General features: G+C 31.5%; 21 protein-coding genes. 8 read left to right on the top strand and 13 right to left on the bottom strand.

The features are described 5' to 3' along the window. Positions 1–11 precede the first annotated feature (11 nt). On the top strand, positions 12–908 hold the full coding sequence (locus SM9_RS09000) for a TDT family transporter (protein ID WP_058739831.1): 897 nt from the start codon (positions 12–14) through the stop codon (positions 906–908). A 522-nt stretch (positions 909–1430) separates the two neighbouring features. Here SM9_RS09000 and SM9_RS08995 read toward each other — a convergent pair. The 7 genes from SM9_RS08995 to SM9_RS08965 all read right to left on the bottom strand — a co-directional run bounded on the left by SM9_RS08995 (position 1431) and on the right by SM9_RS08965 (position 9904). Beyond that, on the bottom strand, positions 1431–3377 hold the full coding sequence (locus SM9_RS08995) for a cation:proton antiporter (protein ID WP_083495892.1): 1947 nt from the start codon (positions 3375–3377) through the stop codon (positions 1431–1433). A 175-nt stretch (positions 3378–3552) separates the two neighbouring features. Then, entirely contained in the window at positions 3553–4164 is a 612-nt protein-coding gene (locus SM9_RS08990) for an orotate phosphoribosyltransferase-like protein (protein WP_058739829.1), read from the bottom strand. 8 nt (positions 4165–4172) lie between these two features. Then, a complete protein-coding gene (locus tag SM9_RS08985; RefSeq protein WP_058739828.1) occupies positions 4173–5132 on the bottom strand; it encodes a Gfo/Idh/MocA family protein in 960 nt (319 codons plus the stop codon). A 15-nt stretch (positions 5133–5147) separates the two neighbouring features. Beyond that, entirely contained in the window at positions 5148–6017 is an 870-nt protein-coding gene (gene hemC, locus SM9_RS08980) for a hydroxymethylbilane synthase (RefSeq protein WP_058739827.1), read from the bottom strand. 182 nt (positions 6018–6199) lie between these two features. Beyond that, positions 6200–7600 (bottom strand): coenzyme F430 synthase, encoded by a 1401-nt coding sequence (gene cfbE / locus SM9_RS08975; protein ID WP_058739826.1) that lies wholly within the window; start codon positions 7598–7600, stop codon positions 6200–6202. Then, complete coding sequence (locus tag SM9_RS08970; protein WP_058739825.1) at positions 7600–9453, bottom strand: bifunctional NADP phosphatase/NAD kinase; 1854 nt, start codon at positions 9451–9453, stop codon at positions 7600–7602. Before SM9_RS08970 ends, cfbE begins: the two co-directional genes overlap by 1 nt. A gap of 4 nt (positions 9454–9457) precedes the next feature. Further along, entirely contained in the window at positions 9458–9904 is a 447-nt protein-coding gene (locus SM9_RS08965) for a pyruvoyl-dependent arginine decarboxylase (protein ID WP_058739824.1), read from the bottom strand. Between the two features lie 94 nt (positions 9905–9998). Between SM9_RS08965 and SM9_RS08960 the strand changes: the two genes are divergently transcribed. The 4 genes from SM9_RS08960 (at position 9999) to SM9_RS08945 (ending at position 12493) form a co-directional block, all read left to right on the top strand. Then, positions 9999–10280, top strand: a complete 282-nt coding sequence (locus tag SM9_RS08960) for a hypothetical protein (RefSeq protein ID WP_157064722.1) — start codon at positions 9999–10001, stop codon at positions 10278–10280. A gap of 99 nt (positions 10281–10379) precedes the next feature. Then, positions 10380–10769 carry a translation initiation factor IF-5A gene (locus SM9_RS08955; protein WP_058739822.1) on the top strand — a complete coding sequence of 130 codons (390 nt, stop codon included), beginning with the start codon at positions 10380–10382 and terminating at the stop codon, positions 10767–10769. Between the two features lie 32 nt (positions 10770–10801). After that, positions 10802–11671 (top strand): agmatinase, encoded by an 870-nt coding sequence (gene speB / locus SM9_RS08950; protein ID WP_058739821.1) that lies wholly within the window; start codon positions 10802–10804, stop codon positions 11669–11671. Beyond that, positions 11672–12493 carry a 4Fe-4S binding protein gene (locus SM9_RS08945; RefSeq protein WP_058739820.1) on the top strand — a complete coding sequence of 274 codons (822 nt, stop codon included), beginning with the start codon at positions 11672–11674 and terminating at the stop codon, positions 12491–12493. On the opposite strand, the gene SM9_RS08940 is transcribed toward SM9_RS08945, so the two are convergent. Beyond that, positions 12494–12769, bottom strand: a complete 276-nt coding sequence (locus SM9_RS08940) for a winged helix-turn-helix domain-containing protein (RefSeq protein ID WP_058739819.1) — start codon at positions 12767–12769, stop codon at positions 12494–12496. It lies immediately after the preceding gene. A 178-nt stretch (positions 12770–12947) separates the two neighbouring features. Here SM9_RS08940 and SM9_RS08935 point away from each other — a divergent pair, with 178 nt between their 5' ends. Together SM9_RS08935 and ade are read left to right on the top strand one after the other, a co-directional pair. Beyond that, on the top strand, positions 12948–14168 hold the full coding sequence (locus SM9_RS08935; RefSeq protein WP_058739818.1) for an ornithine cyclodeaminase, nickel-pincer nucleotide-dependent: 1221 nt from the start codon (positions 12948–12950) through the stop codon (positions 14166–14168). Between the two features lie 2 nt (positions 14169–14170). Next, positions 14171–15886 (top strand): adenine deaminase, encoded by a 1716-nt coding sequence (gene ade / locus SM9_RS08930; RefSeq protein WP_058739817.1) that lies wholly within the window; start codon positions 14171–14173, stop codon positions 15884–15886. Here ade and SM9_RS08925 read toward each other — a convergent pair. Beyond that, complete coding sequence (locus tag SM9_RS08925) at positions 15883–16509, bottom strand: DUF447 domain-containing protein (RefSeq protein ID WP_058739816.1); 627 nt, start codon at positions 16507–16509, stop codon at positions 15883–15885. The genes ade and SM9_RS08925 overlap by 4 nt on opposite strands. A gap of 93 nt (positions 16510–16602) precedes the next feature. On the opposite strand from SM9_RS08925, the gene SM9_RS08920 reads away from it, so the two are divergent. Beyond that, positions 16603–17610: an SIS domain-containing protein gene (locus SM9_RS08920; RefSeq protein WP_058739815.1), complete on the top strand. Its 1008-nt coding sequence runs from the start codon at positions 16603–16605 to the stop codon at positions 17608–17610. Between the two features lie 131 nt (positions 17611–17741). Here the strand turns inward: SM9_RS08920 and SM9_RS08915 are convergent, their stop codons facing one another. The 4 genes from SM9_RS08915 to SM9_RS08900 all read right to left on the bottom strand — a co-directional run bounded on the left by SM9_RS08915 (position 17742) and on the right by SM9_RS08900 (position 21409). Further along, positions 17742–18362 (bottom strand): Hsp20/alpha crystallin family protein, encoded by a 621-nt coding sequence (locus SM9_RS08915; RefSeq protein WP_058739814.1) that lies wholly within the window; start codon positions 18360–18362, stop codon positions 17742–17744. Between the two features lie 70 nt (positions 18363–18432). Next, positions 18433–19464, bottom strand: coding sequence for an NOG1 family protein (locus SM9_RS08910; protein ID WP_058739813.1), 1032 nt, complete (start codon positions 19462–19464; stop codon positions 18433–18435). Between the two features lie 8 nt (positions 19465–19472). Continuing rightward, positions 19473–20030 carry a TIGR00296 family protein gene (locus SM9_RS08905; protein WP_058739812.1) on the bottom strand — a complete coding sequence of 186 codons (558 nt, stop codon included), beginning with the start codon at positions 20028–20030 and terminating at the stop codon, positions 19473–19475. Between the two features lie 8 nt (positions 20031–20038). Next, positions 20039–21409, bottom strand: a complete 1371-nt coding sequence (locus tag SM9_RS08900; RefSeq protein WP_058739811.1) for a TldD/PmbA family protein — start codon at positions 21407–21409, stop codon at positions 20039–20041. Positions 21410–21492 lie beyond the last annotated feature (83 nt).

The following is a 21492-nucleotide window of genomic DNA, read 5'->3' as shown; positions in this document are numbered from 1 at the left end:
AGATATTGTTGATGAATATTATAAAAAAAATACCTGTTCCAGTTTCTGGATTGATTTTAGCTATTTTATCTTTAGGAAATCTTTTGGCGGTTTATAATTCAAATATCAGGTTAATTTGTGGAATAATTGGTATTTTATTGATTTTATTACTTGTTTTAAAGTTAGTTTTTTATCCGGAGGAAATTAAAAAAGACCTGTCCAATCCAGTAATTCTGTCAAATTCCGGAACTTTTTCCATGGCTTTGATGATTTTATCTACATACCTTAATCAATTTAATGGCACTTTGGCATTAAGTGTTTGGATTTTGGGTGTAGCTTTACATATTCTATTGATTGTTTGGTTTACTTATCGTTATATTATATGTAAATTTGATATAAATGTGGTCTATCCCAGTTGGTGGATAGTCTTTATTGGAATAACTATGGGTGCTATTACTGCACATGTTCATGGCCTTAATGAAATCGGATTTTACTTTTTCATATTCGGTTTTGTTGCAATGATTGTTACATTGCCTTTAGTGGTTTATAGATATTTGAAGTATCCGAATAAGCTGGATCAAAATAAGCCATTAATCTGTATTTTTACAGCTATTTTCAGTATATTGATTGTGGGATATACAAATTCCGCAAATGTTATTTCTATGGAATTTTTACTTGGATTATACTTGACTGCTTTTGTGTTTTTCATATTTGCATTGATAAAAGTAATAGAGTATCGGAATTTGGATTTTTATCCAAGTTATTCTGCATTCACTTTTCCATTTGTTATAACTGCAATTGCATCAACAGAAGTTTCTAAAATTATAAATTATGATTCTTTAAATATTCTTATTTTAATCCAAACAATAATTGCTGTTATTTTGGTGGTTTATGTATCATATAATTATTTAAAATTTTTACTCGATTGATGTAATTTTTATATGACTATAATATTTATATACTAATCATGACATAGTAATTAATGAAAATTAAAAAAATCCATATTTTTTTTAATTATTCGTGTGCGAAATTTTGATTTGGATTTGTAGATTTTCTACTTTTCTAAATTATTATCTTTTTTTCTCAAATATTATACCTATTTTAATCTAGTTTTTGCATGCAATAAATTTTGACTTATTTAATGGAATATTGTTTAAAATAATCATTTTTAACAAAATAAATTGGGATATGTGCAAATGAGTTAAAGAAATATTTGTGTCATAAAGTAATATGATTTATATTAATCATAAAATTACTTATATTTATATTACTTAAGTATAATTGTTAATAAAATTAACAAACCGGAAAGTAATCCGGGGATAGCTTGGTAATCCTTATACTACTAAAAGTGTAACAGCCCAAGAATTTTTACCAAATCCAACATAATAATTTGGTAAAGTACTATACCTGAAAACATGTTTAAAAATGAATAATTTTCTATCATGTTTGTATCAAAATTCAATATCTTCAAAAAATTTGTTTATATCATGTCGCAATCCTGTAAACAAGATGATATCGTCTTCCAGGAATTGGAACTTTTCATCGATATATATGATTGTTGAATTGTCACGGATAACGCTTGTGACAGTCAGATTGTTTTTTTCAAAAGGAAAATCGCTAATGTGTGCATCATTATAAACTCTTAGCGAATCAAGTTCCACTTCTGTAAATGAGTTGCTTAAGTATGCTGAAACGTCCTCTGATGATACGCTACGAAATGCATCATAGTTATCTGATCTTAAGTCATTGACAGCATCAGCAATTTCATCCATATCCTTATTATAATAGTCCATGATTCTTGTAAACATTAAAATACTTGTTTCAAATTCTTTAGGAATTACTTCATCAGCCCCTGCTTCGATAACTTCCTCAATATTTTTCAGATATTTTGTTCTTACAATGATATGGATATCTGGGTTCAATCTCCTTGCCGCATCGATTGTGTTGAGAGTTCCTTCATATGTTGAAGCAGATATGACAATGCACTGTGCGCTGGTTACTCGAAGCTGCTTTAAAACATTCTCATTTGATGCATTACCATATATGATTGGAACACCTAAATTCTGCTGCTGTTCAACAACTATAGGATTCATGTCAACAGCAAGGATGGGAACATTGAACTGATTACATGCCTTTGTCATTTGCTTTCCGACACGACCCATACCGACCAGAATAACATGATCTTTTATGGGTTGAGCTTCAGTTAATTCTTCCGGTAATGTTTTTAACTCTCCTTCTTCTTGGAAATAACTGGATTTGCTCAATAATTTTGTTATTTGTGGTGTGAATTTTTGTAAAAATGGTGAAACGGACATCGTTAAAATACTGACGCCCAAAAATATTGAAAAGAATCTTTGAGTCATTAATCCATATGTCATTCCTTCCCTTGCAAGAACAAAAGAAAATTCCCCAATTTGGCTTAAAAGAATAGCTATTGAAATGGATATCTTGTTTGGAAGTTTTAACACGATTCCGGTCAATAGGGTAGCTGCAAATTTGATGAGGAGTATAATTGTCGTTAAAGCTAAAATTATGCCAATATTGTATATGAATAAATGCAGGTTAACCATCAATCCGATACTGATGAAGAATAGGCTCATGAACACATCCTGGAATGGTTGGATATAACCTAATGTCTGGTGTGAATATTCTGTATTTGAAATGAGCAATCCTGCAAGGAATGCACCAAGTTCTGGTCCAATACCGATTAGGCTGGTTGCAAATGTGGTTCCCATACAAATGAATAATGTCAGGAGCATGAATAAATCTCTATTTTTGGTTTTGGCAGCATCTTTTAGAGCTAATGGGATAAACCATTTCGCTCCAATAACTATTAATATTGCCACACCAATTAACTTAATAAGCAATTCCGGAAATGTGTGCAATTCAATTGATTGTCCGCCAAGAAGAGGTGTGATTAAAATTACAACAATGGCTGCAATATCTTGAAATATTAAAATACCTAAGGTAACTCTTCCTTGAACAGAGTGATTTAAATGTTTCTGTTGCATTATTTTCATTACGATAGCAGTGCTTGAAAATGCCACTAAAAATCCTAAAAATATTGCACTGTTTAATACAAGGCCTAATCCTAGTCCAAGCAGTGTTACTAAGATTGTTGTCAGACTAACCTGTAGAATACCTCCAAATAGAGCATAGTGCTTTATTGCAGAGAACTTTTCTATTGAGAATTCCAGTCCTATTATAAATAATAAAAATACAACACCTAATTCTGATAATGTTGAAATCATGCTCGTGTCGTTGATGACATGACCGATTACGATTCCGGTAATGAATAAACCTATCATTGTAGGTAATTTGAGTTTATTAAAAATTAGAAGGACTATTACCGCAGTGATTAAAATCATTGCCACGTTTTGTAATAAGTATATGTCCATAATTTCGTTGTTCCTTAATAATTTCTGTTATATTGTATGTTTTTGATATTATTTAAAGATATTTTTAATTAAATTTATTATAAATTTAATGTAATTTCATGGTAATTTGTTCATATTAAATTAAAATTTTTTAATATTGTGGTGATAGATAAAAAATAGAATTAAAAGTAGATGATTATAATCTACTTACTTTAATTAAAGATTCCACAGGAACTCCTTCTATTTCTGAAAGTCCTGCTTTATCGATTAGGACAGTAACACAGGTAGGCTCCCCGCCATTGTCTTTAACTGTATGTATTACTTCTTTAACGGTTTTTCCACTTGTAATTACATCATCAACGATGATGACTTTTTTACCTTCGACAGTTCCGAAATTTGTACTGATAGTACCTTCATCATCTGTTTTGTCCTGATCTTTTCTATGTTTGTTTGGGTGGAAAATGGCTAAAGATGTGTCAAATCCAGTCATATCTTCTAAAAAGTCGGCCATTGTTGTTGCAAATGGGATTCCACTAACTGCAATTCCTAAAACAACATCTGCTTCACCATGGGATAATGCTAAATCACTTAAAGCACCTGAAACATAACTTAAACGGGTTGAATTTCCTCCAATGCTTTTCCAATTGATGGCAAAGTCTCCGGGGGATTCAATTTTCTCTTCACTAGGTTTCTGAAGAGTTAACCATCTTGCTGTGTCCATACTTACGTTAAGTTCATCAGCTATTTCACCAGTTGTAAATCCATGTTGCCTTAACTCTTGAGCTTTTTGAATTAATTTATTTTTCATAAATATCACTATTCCCCAAGTTCATCTAAACTAATTGGTCTATGTTCTTTAGATGATTTATTTGCTGCTATTACCATTTTAAGAGCTTTAAGCCCATCTTCACCAGTAATTTCTGGTTCTTCTTCATTAACAACAGCATTTAAGAATGATTTTAATTCTCCTTTTAAAGGTTCTTCATGTGTGATTTGGATATCTTGTGCAAATTTTCCAAAAACTTCTATACTTTGTTTGATGTAATCTACAGAGATAATTCCATCTGTTCCGGTAAGTTCAAGTTCTCTTCTTTTGTATGGAGTTAACCAATTTACCTCAATTATTCCTGTTGATTCGTTATCGAAACTTACCATTATTTCTGCATGGTCTTCAAAATCACAATCATTAAGTATACTGTTCATAGTTCCATAAACTTGAGTAACTTCCTCTTCAAACAGGTAATTCATAATATCTAAATCGTGAATTGCTAAATCTATTGAAACACCAACGTCTTTTATCCTAGGTGGGAGTGGTCCTACTCTTTTTGCAAATGCAGATACAATGTCACCAATTACTCCTTCTTCAATGAGTTCTTTAGCTTTTTGAACAGCAGGATTGAATCTTTCGACATGTCCTGTTGCAAGAATTACTCCAGCTTCTTTTGCAGCAGCAATCATTTCTTCAGCTTCATTCAATGTAAATGCTATTGGTTTTTCAACAAGCACATGTTTTTTATTTTTAATAGCTTCCATTACAACTGCATGGTGGAAAGTAGTTGGAACACATACACTTACTACTTCAATATCTGGATTTTCGAGTAGTTCGCTATATTCAGTGTATCCTTTTGCACCATATTTTCGCTCAATTTTTTTAAGTGCTCTTTCATTAACATCAGAAACAGCAATTAAATTAGCTTCATCCATTTTATGGTATACACGAACATGGTTTTCACCCATTGCCCCTACTCCGATAACTCCTACATTAACAGTTCTCAATTTTAATTCCTCCACTTAAACATAATCCTCGAATACTTTCCCAATTTTTTTACCTAATTCAACTGCATTTTTAATTGAACCAGTTTCATTTTGTTCTTTTAGGATTTCTCCGTCTCTTGTTAATAATATTGAGTAAATATTAAACTTTTTATCTTTCATTTGTGCTATTGAACCAATTGGCCATTGGCAACCAACACCCAATTCTTCCAATACTTTTTTTTCAGCAAATACTTCTTGCATTGAAGTATAATCATTTAATTTGGAAATGATTTTCTTTTTATTTGAATCTTTTCTGGTTATTATTGCTAATGCGCCTTGTCCTGCAGGTGGAGTAATATAATCGATTGGAAATACTGTTTTAATATTTTCTGTTAAACCGAGTCTTTTCAATCCTGCTTCGGCCATTATCGTAGCATCCAAATCACTTTCAAAAACTTTATTAATTCTTGTTTCGATGTTTCCTCGAATAGGCTTAAGTTCAAAGTCTTTTTCATAGTGATTACAAAATGCTTCGCGTCTGAGGCTGCTGGTACCTAATTTGGAACCTGGTTCTAATTCTTCCCAACTTTTTTCAGATATCAATACTTCTCGAGGAGATTCACGTATTGGAACTGCAACAATTTCCAAGTCTTCATCTAACTCGGTAGGCAAATCCTTAAAACTGTGGACAGTAAAATCAACTTCTTCGTCTAACAATGCAATATCCAATTCTTTTGTAAAAAGACCTTTGGAATCCATGTTGTATAATTGGGAAGTAGTGATTTTATCTCCTTTCGTCTTAATGATTTCTAAGTCAATTTGTTCTCCAGTTATTTTGGTTAAATCCTGACAAACTTGTTTTGTTTGTGCAAGCGCTAATTGACTACCTCTTGTTCCAACAATCAAAATTATCGTCTCCAATTTTATAGTATTGCAGAAAAAATTCAATTTTTTTTTATTTTGCATATAAGTTTTAACTTATAACTATTATTCAAATTTACAAAATATATTCTATTTTTAATTATAATTAAATGTTTCAATTTTTAGTAAATTATATATTACATTTTTTTGTTATTAACTGGTAATTATTATCTTTGGGATAGTTTTCTGTAGTCTGATCTGTAAATAAAAAGTAAATTTCTATTATTTTTAATTGCAAAGTCAAAAACAGAATTATAATCTTCAATAAACAATACTTCTTTACTAATCTTTTCAGAAATGCTTTTTCCAACTTCTCCAGTTAAAATAATTTCATTGTCTATGTTTTCAATAAACTTTGCAACAGAATCTTCATTAATTTCTTCACAGGTTATTCCGTAATCTCCTCCGATTGAAATGAGGTAATTTGATTCATCATTTAACATGTTAACTGATGCTTCAATGGCTTTTGTATTGATTCCAGGATTTATTTCTTCAATAATTATGCTATTTTCAACATTTCTTTTATTTGTTCTTCCTGGTATTCCTTTATAATTTCTTAATCCGTAAATTATTTTGTTTTTATCAATATTCAAGGATAATGCAGTTTCTACAACACCTAAAACATTTAAAACATGGTGTGGTCCTGGAGCAAATGTTTTTATTTTCATTTCACCATTAATCACATCATCATTTTTCGTTTTAATGTTATTAAAAATGATGCTGATTTTAGTTTCATCAAGTGAATAGTCAACGTTTTTAACATATAAATTGGCAGATTTATCATTTATGCTGAATGTATTGATTTTGGTGTGATTAATATTATTATAATATTTGTCCAGAGATTCCTTATTGCAGCAAACAATTTTGCAGTTAAAAACCTGTTTTTTTGCAGCACTTGCTGAAGATTTGTTTTTGGCTATCGGATAGTCTTCTACAATATTTGTCAAAAGACCTACATCACCAATTCCGCTGGTGCCAAGCGATGACTCAAAAATTGCACATTTATAAATCTGATCTTTTTTTTGTCCACCACAAATTGGATTGGCTAGCTTATATGCCAAATCAATTGTTTCTTTGATGTTTGCAGGAGTAATGGATATATTTTTCTGTAAAATTATCTCTTTATTATTTTCATAGATTAATGCACCTAAACTTGATAATATCAAAGGGTTATAATCCATGAATATTTCTTTAAGCATGAATACGCAACTTGTTTTGCCTTTAACTCCAGTCACTTCAATCTTATTTATGTCTTTTCCCCAGCCTGTTAGAATTTCAGATATTGCTTGGTGATGTGTAATGAATGTGTAATTCAAATCTGGATTATATTCTTTTATTTCATCATTGCTTAATGGTAGATGTATTGGGTAAATAACTTTTAAATCATCATTAAATTTTTTTAAATCGTCTAATTGAATCAATTCGATATTATAGACATCAAGCATTCTCTTTTCAATGTCTTTGAGTGTATTGTAAATATCATAGCAGTAAACATTATCTCCTTTTTTTGCAAGGCTTACTGCAATTTTAACTCCCCCATGTGTTAAATCGATTACAAGGGTGTTCACTATAAACACCCTTCTTGTTTTTTGAGTCCACCTTCTTTTAATTTATCTTTAACTTTTTCATAGAAGTATTTGCTGCTGGTTCTTATGAAATAAACGTCTTTATCTGCTTTTTTAAATTTGATTTCCTCAAGATAATCTGCTTCTTCATTGATTTGGCCATCCATTACAAATACTGCACTTTTACCTTTCTTAAGTAATTTTACAGTTATTTCGCTGGTATCCGATACAATAAATGGTCTGGCACCTAACTTGTATGGACATATTGGTATGATGATGAGCCCTTCAAGCTTAGGATCAACAATCGGACCTCCTGCTGACATTGCATAAGCTGTAGATCCGCTAGGTGTAGATATTATAAGTCCGTCAGCTCTTACTTCTTCAATTGTTTCTCCATCAACCTGAATTTCAAAGTGCAGCATTTTTGCAGGTTTGTTTGTCATTATGACTACTTCATTCATCGCATTAAAATAGTGATTTTCGTGTGAAACCATTAATTTGCTTCTTTTTTCTTTATAATAGTCTCCTTTAATAATTTTATTCAGTGCATTAAATGTTTCCTTTACTTCAACATCAGTTAAAAATCCAACTGTACCCATATTTATTCCAAGCAATGGGGTTTCTTCTTTAAGTTTTGCCTGAGCTCTAAGTAATGTTCCATCTCCACCTAAAACAACTGCCATATCACATTCAAACTCATGGGTGTCTTTTGCAATTTTCATAAAGTCAATATTCAAATTCAAATCATGCAGCGCTTCTGCAATGTCCGGGCATTTTTTAATTATTTTTTCAATAATTTTTTCGATTTTAGGATCCTGTTTTAATTCCTCAATTTTGCTGGCCAGTCTTTTTTCCACAACAACTTCAATACCGTTTGTTAAAAAGTATTCGACAAGTTTCGCAGAGAACAATATTGCCTTTTCCTGATCAACACGACTTAAAATACCAACTTTTCCAATAATATCTGCTTCATTATCGTTTAATATATTGATTATCTGTTTGTGAAGAATTTTATTATTGGCTGCTACCACTATTGCCTTTTCATATATGCTTAGCTTGTTATTTAGTTTTTCACCATGTTTTGATGTAATAATTCCTCCAGCTTCTTCAACAATTAGTTTTGAAGCGGCGACATCAATAATTCTACTCCCTCTCAAATCAAGAAATGCATCATATCTTCCGCTTGCAACATAGGATAATTCTAACACCACAGAACCTAAAACGCGCATTCTTCTAGCATTATCAACTAATTTTGATGCTGAAGATGTTCCGCTTTTTGTAAATCCTCCTAATGTCATCTGACTAATGTTTATAACATCACTTGGGTGAACTCTTTCATTGTTTAGCCAACATCCTTTGCCTTTTTCAGCTTCAAAAAAGTTTCCGTTTCCAAAATTGCTGATAAAACCTAATTCCACATCATTCAATGTAGCCAATCTGCCTTCAGGAACATTCGCTACTGCAATTGAAATTCCATATGCAGGTATTTCTTTAATTGCATTGCTTGTCCCATCAATAGGATCAACTAAAAATATGAATTTCGGAGTTTCCTCTTCAGTCAAATCGTCACGTTTCAGTTCTTCGGATAAATTGATGCTTCTTTTAGTTCCTTTTCCCAGTTTTAATTCACCAACTTCTTCACTGATGATGTATGATAAAACAGGTGCATTTTTTAAGATATTTATTACTTTATCTTCAGCAATAATATCTATGTAGGATGTAGGGGTTCCGTCAGCACCCATCTTTACTTTTTCACCGGCTTCAGGAGTTCCGGCATAAGGTCTAATTGCTATACTTACTTCTCTAATTATTTCGTAAGCTAAATCGGTAGCTATTTTTTTATCTTTAGCATCCATGTTTTCACTCTTCTAAATAAACTACAGATGCTACAACAGAAGCTATTTCTTTAACTTTTGTTGTAGCTTTTTCGACAATTAATTCTTCAATCTCAACATTGCGCTTTTCCATCATGTATGTAACCATGAATTTTGCTTCATCAATCAAATCATCTTCATTTTTGTTAATTCCTGTTGTTTCAACAACACATCCTAATTCTTTTCCAATAGCCACTGCCAATACTGCATTTATTTCATCTCCAGGATTATCTGAAGTAATTTCGGATAATACGCAGTTTACCATAGATCCTGGTTTAAGTGTAGGTAATTCAGTAATTTTAGTATTTTCTGATAACATGCTGGATACTTTAATCAAATTCACGTCACCAATTCCAGCATCAGTTAAAGCATTGTCAAAAGCATTTAATTTTGTAGGTCCTTCATCTTTTCCACTAACAATCGCTATTTTCATTTTATCACTAATTTTATTATATACTTTTTATTTATATAAAAGTATGATTATAAACAAATATATTTCATTGGTACTCACGGGAGTTTTATTTTTAATGCTGATGTTACTTCTATCGTCTGTTGTAATGTGGATTAGTCCCGGATTAAACATTGCTTTTTCTGGAATTTTGATGATTGCATTCGTTTTTATATGCAGGGCATTTTATAGTTATCTGAGAAATGATGATAAATATAAGAATACAAGAAAAAGGTCTTCTGATGTTAAAGGTGAATCATATATCACCAAAGGTGAAAGCGATATAAAAAAGATATTTGTAATTTTTTGGGTTATTTTGATGACAATTCTTTTAGCAGTAACCTTTGTTATAATAGGTTAATCGAATAGTTTATATAAAATATTAAATAAAATTAATAATTAATCTAAAATAATTCTTATTATAGATTATAAAAATTCTGGAATTTATGGAGGAAAATTAATGTCAACTAAAGTTGTAGAGATTAAAACATTAAAAGTTGGAAAATATATTGTATTAGGTGGAGAAGCATCTAAAATCACTAGTTTAACTACCTCATCCCCGGGTAAACACGGGGCTGCTAAAGCAAGATTAGAAGCAGTAGGTATCTTTGATAATCAAAAAAGAAGTATTGTTAAACCTGTAGATACTAAAGTAGATATTCCTATTATTGATAAAAGAGTAGGTCAAGTATTATCTATCCAAGGTGACAATGTTCAGTTAATGGATATGGAAAGTTACGACACTTTAGATTTACCAATGCCTGAAGACTTAAAAGACCAAATCTCTGAAGGTATTGAAGTGGAATATATTGTAGCTTTAGGCAATATGAAAATCATGAGAACTAAATAAGTTCTCTATTATTCTTTTTTTTAAGATATATTATGCTATTGAATACTTATGAACCGTGGAAATTCGCATTTTCCGCAGAAACTGATTTTGATAACATTGAAAAGGATTCATATGGCATAATCGGTGTACCTTTTGACAGCACAACATCATATCATTCAGGTTCTCGTTTAGGTCCTATTGTTGTTCGTGAAGCGTCATATGGTTTTGAAAATTATAATATTAATTTTAAAACATCTCTTGATTGTATATTCTATGATTTCGGTGATGTGAATGTAGTTCCTGGAAATTGTGAAGCTACATGCAACATCGTTGAAGATACAGTTAATGAACTGTTTGATTTGGGCATTAAGCCGATTACTATTGGTGGTGAGCATTCAGCATCTATCGGTGTGATAAAAGCATTATCTGAAAAATATGAAAAATTAACTGTAGTTCATTTGGATGCACACAGGGACTTGGCATTTGATTTCATTGGTGAGAAATACTCTCATGCAACTGTTATGAGAAGAGCTCATGAATTCGGTGTGGATTTGGTTCAGATTGGAATAAGATCCTCATCAATTGAAGAAGAAGACTTTGTTAAATCTACATATAATATTCAGACATTTAAAAATAAGGATGTTCATCGTCATATGGATGCTGTAGAATATTATTTAACAACTGTAGACACTCCTATTTATCTGTCAATTGATATGGATGTTTTAGATCCAGCTATTGCTCCTTCTGTTGGAAACCCAACTCCTGGTGGTTTATTCATTTCTGAAATAGAGGATTTGATTAGGTCTTTATCTTTTAAGAATGTTGTTGGGATGGATGTAGTTGAAACTGCAACTGATCGGTTGGGCGAAAATACTGCAGTAACTGCTGCTAAAATCATTTATGATTTTTTATCTTTGATTTAAATGAAAATTAAGGCACCATTAATTATTGAAATAACTTTTTTAGTTATAGCTTTTTTAATTTATTTTATAACTGGCAATGATTTCTATATTTATAATTTTGTTTATATTGGGACTGCTCTAGCTATTGGAATAGGATTGCTTGTAAATGGCTACAAATATGGTCGTAATATAGTAATGTTTGGTATAGGATGTTATTTGCTGATTTTTTTAGGAATAATCGGTCATGAAAACATGCTGATTTCAGGTTTCTGGTATTATTTGTTTTTAGGAGTATTTGAAGCGGCTGTAATTCATTTTTTGGTTGCAAAAATTGCTGGACCTTTACTTTTTGGCCGTGGATGGTGTGGATATGCATGCTGGACTGCAATGATACTGGATTTGCTTCCATATAAAGCACCTAAAAATCCAAGAAAAAACTATGGATATATTAGATATGTGTTATTCATAATTATTTTCACTTTTATTTTAGGATTATTCCTATTTAAAATTCCAAATCTGGAGATAATAATGTATTATACATTTATCCTTGGAAATATTGTATATTATGTATTGGGCATTTCACTGGCCTTCATATTTAAAGACAACAGGGCTTTTTGTAAATATGTTTGTCCAATTGCAGTATTTTTAAAAATAAGTAGTTATTATTCTCTTTTAAGAGTAACTGTTGATGAAGATAAATGTGTTAATTGTAATATGTGCTTAAAAAATTGTCCAATGGATGTTGATATGCTAAATAATTCCAGAAAAAGAGTGAATGGGACTGAATGTATATTGTGTGGTGAATGTATTAGAAACTGTTCTGTTAATGCTTTGGATATGTAGTTATTCATATTTGTCTTTTACTTGCTTTAGATAATAAGATCCTTTATCTGTAATGCTGTAAAATCTATATCTGTTATCTTCTTCGTTCAAACAAACAACTAAATCTGCATCTTTTAAGCTTTTTAAATATTTTGATACATGATTGCTGTTATCACCAATATCCTTACTGATTTTAGATGGAATTTTATCTTCAAATTCTAAAGATTTTAATACCTCAACTCTTTTTTTGGAACGAAGTAATAATGATATGATTCTCATGTCATCTTTAATATCCATGATTATTATATTGTTTTTTGCTATTTTATGGGTTTGTATATGCTATTAGCATGATAATAGCAATGTTCATATTGTGTGTTAATAATTTATTCCAACTTCATTTTTCTTATTTTTAACAATACCATTAAATATCACGGTTAATATAATTATAATATTAACTAAAATGGAGCAAAATGTTATGTATAAAAGAACTATTGGCCTTTCTGGACATATTATTGATTCATTAACTTTAACTAAAACAATGGCAATAATTATGGACAAAGGTGGAGAATTTGATATTTTGGAAATTAATGTTGGAAGAAAGAAATCTGATATTAGTAGAGCGAAAATAGAAGTTTCCGCTAAATCTCCCGAATTATTAGAATCTATATTGGATGAATTGTCTGTTCTTGGTGCATCAATTGATGAACTTAAGGAAGTTCAGTTAGTTGCATCTACAAAAGATAAGGTTGCTCCTGAAGGTTTTTACTCTTCATCAAACCACACTACTCATATTTTTTATAATGGTAATTGGATTCCTGTTGAAGATATTGAAATGGACTGTTTGGTTGTTGTGGATGAACAGGAAAATCGTGCATTTGTAAAACCGATTGCAGAAGTAAAATCCGGAGATAAAATTGTAGTTGGTTTGGATGGTGTTAAAGTTTCTCCTCCACATAGGTCAAGGGATGAACAGCAAGTATTTGAATTTATGAACAGTGAAGTTTCATCTGAAAAACCTTTAATGAATTTAATCAACGGTATTGCTGAAGAAATGAAAGAAATCAAAGCAAAAGGCGGTAAAATAGGTATTGTCGGAGGACCAGCTATTGTTCATACCGGTTCAGGAAAATATCTTGCATCATTGATTAGGGAAGGCTATATTGATGTTATAATGGCAGGAAATGCTTTAGCTACTCACGATATTGAATCAAACTTATTCGGAACTTCTTTAGGTATTGAAGTAGAAACAGGTAAGATTGTTGCTCATGGACATACTCACCATATGAGAGCAATCAATAAAATCAATCGTTCAGGTTCCATTAAAGCAGCTGTTGAAGACGGTACTTTAACCGGCGGAATCATGTATGAATGCATAAAGAATGATGTTCCATTTGTTCTTGCAGGTTCCATTCGTGACGATGGGCCTCTTCCTGATGTCATGACGGACGTTATTGAAGCGCAAAAAGTCATGAGAAAATACGCTCAGGAAGTTGACATGGTTCTCATGATTTCAACTATGCTCCATTCAATTGCAACAGGTAATTTGCTTCCTTCAAGAGTTAAAAGTATCTGTGTGGATATAAATCCATCCACTGTTACTAAGTTATCAGATAGGGGTAGTGCACAGGTAGTTGGTATTGTTACGGATATTGGAACATTCTTGCCATTGCTTTATAATGCATTAAAAGAGGATTAAAAATGCCATTCACTGCTTATATTTTGGATGTATTAACAAATTCAGTTTATCCTGCCAGAATTACTATCAATAATGGGGTTTTTGAAGAAATTGTTCCTATTGTTTCTGATGACAACTTAAGTGTTGATGTTGAAGGATTATTGATTCCAGGTTTTATTGATTCCCATATTCATATTGAAAGCAGCATGTTGACACCTGCGCAGTTTGCTAAAATTGCTGTTAGACATGGTACTACATCTGTTGTTTGTGATCCTCATGAAATAGCTAATGTTTGTGGAATTGAAGGTATTGAATTCATGATTGAAAATGCCCGTCAAGTTCCATTTAATTTTTATTTCTCTGCTCCTTCTTGTGTTCCAGCAACTACTTTTGAAACTGCTGGTGCTACTTTGAACTCTGATGATATTGAATTTTTACTTAAAAAAGATGAAGTTGTAGCACTTGGAGAAATGATGAATTTTCCTGGTGTTTTAAATGGGGATGAGGAAGTTTTAAGAAAATTAAAGTTGGCTCGAGATTATAATTTGCCTATTGATGGTCATGCTCCATTGCTTTCAGGTAAAGAATTGGATAAATATTTAGAACAATATATCATTACAGACCACGAATGCAGTAATTTTAAAGAAGCTATTGAAAAAAAGCAGAAAGGCATGAAAATTATGGTTCGTGATGGTTCATCTGCTAAGAATATGGAAGCTCTTTTTGATTTTAGTGAAAGGGTAAATTATTGGAAAAGTCAGGATAGTTTCGGAATAATACCTACTGAAGTTCTTGAGCGAAGAATCCACTCCCCGATTTTTGACTTTATTGTAAGTGACGATAAGAATCCTAGAGATTTGATTAGAGGTTATTTAAATGAATCTGTAAAAAAAGCATGTGAATTAGGTGTGGATGTAATTAAAGCTATTGAAATGGTAACTATCAATCCTGCAGCACATTATAACTTGGATGCTGGAGCTATTGTAACAGGTGCAAAAGCAGATTTTGTCATAATTGATAATATAGTTGATTTTAATATATTAAAAACTTATATTTCAGGTGAATGCGTATTCGATGGTGAAAATGTTTTGTTTGATTGTGGTGAAGTTGAATTTGAAAATACTATTAATGCATCCAAAAAGCAGCCTGAAGATTTTGACATATATTATGATGGTGACCAATGTAAAGTTAATTTAATAAAATGTTACAATGGTGAATTGTTGACCAAAAAGAAAACTGCAGATTTAAAATGTGTTGATGGCAAAGTCCAACCAGATATTTATCATGATGTGTTAAAAATAGCTGTTGTTGAACGTTATGGTGGGAATAATATAGCTAATGGGTTTATACAGGGTTTTGGCCTTAAAAAAGGAGCTATTGCATCATCAATTTCTCATGATTCTCATAATATTATTGTCATCGGATATAATTCAGAAATGATGGCTAATGCAGTAAATACTGTAATAGATAATAAAGGTGGAATAGCTGTTGTAAGTGAAGATTTCAGTGATTCTTTAGCTCTTCCTATTGCCGGTTTGATGAGTAATAAGGATGCATTTGATGTGGCTAAAAAATTGAGGGTATTGCAGAAAATGGCTTCTGCATTAGGTTGTAAACTTGATGCTCCATTCATGACGATGGCTTTCATGTCACTTTTAGTACTTCCGTCTTTAAAAATGTCTGATAAGGGATTATTTGATGGGGATAATTTTGAATTCATAGATGTTATTGTAGATTAAATGTCATATCCCTTTTCATTTAATTTACTTTTTATCATATCCATAGCTTCTTTATCCTGTTTAGAGCCTACTTTTTTTACAACTCTACGGGCTTCTTTAAACGAATCAAGATAATATTTTCTTTTTTCATCATCGACAATATCTATTCTTGAAAAATTGGCCAGGCATTCTACAACATAACTGAATGACCTATTATATGCTTTTACAGGATTTCTGATAATCAGTTTGCAGACATCTGCCTTAATGACATTTGCTTCGGATTTCTTTTTAACTGGATCGCTTTGTTTAACGGCTTCTTTTATACTGGTAACTTTACATTTAAAATAAGCATCAACATTTTTTATTGATTGATCTTCACTAAAATCGTCCTTTTCAAGATTGTCCAATAAAGACCATGTAAACAATTCAGGATTTTCACAGATGTTAACAATGAACTCCTTTTGGGAAATAATATTTTCTAAAGTATGACTTCCTTTAAAAATACGGCACATTACCTTGTCTTTTCCTCTGCATAAAATGCCTATCGGCGCGGCATTCAAACTGCCGTCATCGTTGATTGTAGTTATGATAGTTTCATATTGTTGGCCTTTAAACATGCTAATTTTTGTTAAATCAATCTCCATCAATATAACATTGTAACTCTTTTTTAAAAAAACTTTTTATATTTTAAAAAATAAAATATAGATATTATATAAAAATTATAGGAGTTTTTATTCATGAACTATAAAATGTATGATGAAATGATGGAACAACCAGATTCACTAAGAAAAACCTTTGAAAGTGAATTATCTACTATGGATGAAGTTTCAGAGTTAGTAAAAAAAGTAGATAAGGTATACTTAATTGGATGTGGAAGTTCAATATCAACTTGTTATAGTGTTAGGGATGCACTTAGAATGTCTACTGCTATGAATATTGAAGTATTCTCAGGTTATGAGTTTTATTATAATAAATTTTTACAAAAAGGGGAAAATTCACTGGCAATTTTCACTTCACAATCTGGTGAAACTGCAGACACATTATCATCTCTTAGACGTGCTAATGAATACGGAATTCACACAGTTTCAATTTCAAATGAACCGGATAGTTCAATGATTAAAGAAGCTAAAACTCCAATTGTAACTAGGTGTGAAACAGAAACCGCTATTCTTGGTACAAAGACTTATGTAACTCAAATCGCTTGTCTTTATCAAATTTTATTTTCAGCATCTGATTATGAAAACAAAGATGAATTGTTATCTCAATTAAAAGAAATTCCAGATATCATTGAAGAATTGCTTAAGACTACTGAAGAAGACAATAAAAAATTGGCTGAACAGTATAAGGATGAAGAAATTTTCTACTGTTTGGGAAGCGGACCTAACTTCGGTCTTTCATTTAAATTAGCAATGACCATGCTTATGGAGGGTGCTATAAAGCATGCATGTCCTTTGTATTCATCAGAATTCAGGCATGGATTAATTGAACGTGCTGAAAAGGATGTCCCGATGATTATCTTTGATTGTGATTTTGAATCCGATGAAATTACAAGAAAAGCTATTGATTTTTCCAATAATTTGGAAGCAAAAGTAATTTTATTTAATTTAAGCGACTATGCTGATGTGGATAAGTTATTATCTCCATTAATCTTTGTTGTTCCTCTTGAATGGTTTGTTTACTATTTGGCACATTTCAATGGTGAAGATCCTGGTGCTACAAGACACATTGGTAAAGTCAGATACTAATTTTTTTTTAAATACGGTAGATTCTATCTACTGTTATTAATTTATTTAATTCTTTTTTTGTGATTGGTTATTTTTGGTAAAAAAATAAAATGGGTACTACTCTGCGGTGCAGAGTAGACTTTATTTAAAATTTATTCTACAGTTACTTTGTGTTTTGGAATAATTAATTTAGGAATAGTTATTAATACTATACCTGATTTATATTTTGCAGTAATTTTTTCCACATCAATGCTGTTTTCAAATCTTACAGTTTTGGAACATTTTCCAACAGTTAATTCGGATGCAATTATTCTAACATCATCTGCATCTTCTTCGTCTTCTGCTTCTAAGTTAAAACCTAATTCTTCGACGAATGGTTTGAATGTTGCTGTAATAACAAGGTCATTGTCACCAGCTTCAATTTCAACATCATCTTTTGTAATTCCTGGAATTGCAACTTTTAAGTAGTAAATATCGTCTGCTTCTACTAAATCAACAGCTAAGTTACTTATTGTAGCATTTTTGTATTCATTGAATTTTTCATCAGCATACTTTTGCATACTTTTGAAATTTTCTTTAAATTCTTCGATGGTACAGTTTAAATCGTTTACAAATTTTTCAGAGTAAACTTTACCTTTTTCTTTTCTTTGTTCGAATTTTTCTTTTTTCTCGTTATATTTTTCGTCGACTTTTTCTTCAACTTTTTCTTTTGCTGAATCGAATTTTTCTTTTCTTTCATTCATTTTTTCTTCAAGAACATCTTTTTCTACCATAATTTCACCGGGGTTTATAATTATTTTATGTTGATATTAGATTATTCATTAAAATATATAAATATTGCCTTTAATAATAATCAAGTTCTTCTTCATCTACATCATCCGGGGTTCTGTCAATTTTTTTGATTTTATCTATTTTTTCATTAATTTTATCAATTCCTTCTCCATCCATGGCTGAAATAAACAATGTATTTTCCGGATTATCTATAAACTGATTAATGTATTCTTCATCCTGTTCAATGTCCATCTTATTAAATAGATATATGATTGGAATTTCGCTAAATATCTTTTCTATTTGCTTTAATAAATTATATTGATTTTCCAAATGGAAACCGCAGGTTTCAGATCCGTCAAAAATAAATAATATTGCATCGGCCAAATGCTCTAATGCTACAATCGCATTCATTTCAATATCATTCATATCTAGGACTGGTCTGTCAAGCAATCCTGGGGTATCAATAAATTGTATGCTTTTCCAGTGTCTTTCAGTGTGTCCAATTTGGATTCCTTTAGTTGTGAATGGGTAATTGGCAACCTGTGGATCAGCACCGCTGAGCTGTCTTAAGAGAGTTGATTTTCCCACATTTGGAAATCCTGCAATTACAATGGTTGTTGCATCAAAATCAATCGTTGGCATATTTCTTAAACTTGCCTTTGCAAAGTCCAAAAAGTCCAGATCTTTTTCAATCTTATTAACAACAGATGCAATTCTTCCATATGCCTCTCTTTGAATGGAACTTGCTCTTTCAGAAGGGTTTCTTTTAAATTTATTGGAATATTCTCTTTCCAATTGGGCTAGAATTCCATATGCCCAGTTAAGTGCACCTAATGCCTGTTTCATGGAATCTACGCCTACTGTAATATCAATATAATCTTGATAAAATGGATGTAACTCTTCAATTTCTGGAACTGCATCAAGAATTGATTTTAATTTATCTTTAATAACTTGACATGCTGTAACTACTCTTCTTTCTTCAAGTTTCTTACCCTTAAGATGTTTTGGGATTTTTTGTGTTCTAAGTAAATCTGCAGCCTTTTTTCCTCTGCTAAATCCCTTATCCAAAATTTCATCTGGGGTCGGTATCGTTGGTATCATCATATATATCACTATTTAAAAATTTGTCCTTGGAATTTATACACGTCACAGCTTTCATCCATCCAGCTGTCAGCGCTTATTCCTGCTTTCATGCATGTATGGTCTAAGAATTCTTCCACACTAAAACCATTTTCCGGTGCAACTTGTGGTAAAAGCAATCCTCTCGCATATCCTTTTTGAATGATTAATCCGTCACGTCCAATTTCAATTTCTTTTAGGTATTGGTCTGGATGTGCAATTTCAATTAGTTCAGGCTGAGTTAAAACGGTTACTTCAAATTCAAGATCATTATACTCTTCTTTTTTTAACTCAGGAAATCTAGGATCATCAAATGCTGCTGCAATAGCCACATCAATTGTTGATTCGATAAGGCTTTTTACAGGTTCCGGATATCCGATGCATCCTCTTAGCCTATGCTTTTTATTTAAAGTTACAAATACTCCTAATTCTTCTTTTAATTCTTCAGGACAATCTTCAGGAATAAATGGTCTCCTACCTGTTTCCAAATATGTTGATATTGCATTTTTAGCAACTTCAACTAAGTATTGTCCGTTTTCCTCACTTATCATATTATCACCTAACTGCTTCCTCCAACCATAGCATCATTGATTCTTGTGTGTGGTCCGCCATCTCCCACTGGTGCAGTCTGTCCGTCTTTTCCGCAGAATCCCACACTTAATTTGAAGTCATTTCCAAGTGCTTCTACATTGTTTAATGTTTCAAGGATATTTCCGGATAATGACACATCACGTAATGCTGTTGTTAGTTCACCATTTTCAATTTTAAATCCTTCAGCAGCATTAAATTGAAAAATTCCTTTACCCGTATCCACTTGTCCGCCTCTTGAACCTTTTAAGTAAATTCCATCAGGAATATCTTCTATCAATTCTTCAAAGGTCATGTCGCCCGGCTGTAAGTACGTATTGCTCATCCTTACTATTGGTGCATCTGCAATAATTGATCTTGCATTTCCTGAGGATTTCATATTTAATTTTGATGCGGTTTCTCTTGAAGATAATAATGAAACAAGTTCACCGTCTTTAACTAATTGGTTAGGTTTGGTTTTAACTCCTTCTACATCATAAGGGTAATATCCAAATCCGTCTTTTATTGTTGCATCATCGAATATATTGACTATATCTGAAGCTATTTTTGTGTTTAATTTATCTTTAAGAATGGAATCATTTTGCAATATTAAATCTGCTTCAGTTGCATGGCCTAATGCTTCATGTATCATCACTCCAGTTAATTCCGGATCTGCAATGATTTTGAATTTTCCTGATGGTGCAGGTTCAGCTTTCAATAATCTTTGAGCTTTATTGCCTACATTTCTTGCGAATTCTTCAATATCTGCATCCTTGATTATTTCAAATCCCTTTACTCCACCAAGGCTTCCATGTCCAAATTGTATTATTTGTCCGTCTGTTGCTGTAGCATTAAGTGCCATTCTCACACGGCTTGTTTTCACTTCAATTTGACTTCCTTCGCTGTTTAAAAATAATTCATTGGATTCTATATCCCCATAGCCAACTGTTGTACTGTTTACATTTTCAAGCATTGCACTGTCGCTTGCTTCTTTCATTATTTCCTGTTTTTCTTCAATGGAAATATCTTCAAATGGTATTTTTACATCAGTTGCTATTTTATCTTTTACAATATCACTTTCAGCTAATTCAATATCTCCTTTTAGAGAGTTTGAAAGTTTAAGTGCTGTTTCGGTGATATCATCAAATTTAGACATGTCTGTTGTGTATGCAAATCCCCAAGCTCCATTATTTAATACCCTAATCCTTGCTGAAACACTCATTCCAGTGTTAATTTCATCAATTTCTCCATCTTTCATTAAAATTGATGTGCTATTTCCTTTTCCAGCTCTGATATCAATATAATCAACTTTAGGGATTGTTTTTTCTATAACTTTTTCAAATAAGTTAATGTATTCTTCCATTCTATCACTCAAAAAGTTTAATCATTAAATATATTGGATTTCATAATACTTAATATTAATATTTTTATAGTAAGAGAGTAAAA

This window comes from Methanobrevibacter millerae, from assembly GCF_001477655.1.
In the GTDB taxonomy this organism is placed as follows: domain Archaea; phylum Methanobacteriota; class Methanobacteria; order Methanobacteriales; family Methanobacteriaceae; genus Methanocatella; species Methanocatella millerae_A.
Note: the sequence above shows the minus strand (reverse complement) of the source record. Positions and strands in the feature narration are given on the sequence as shown.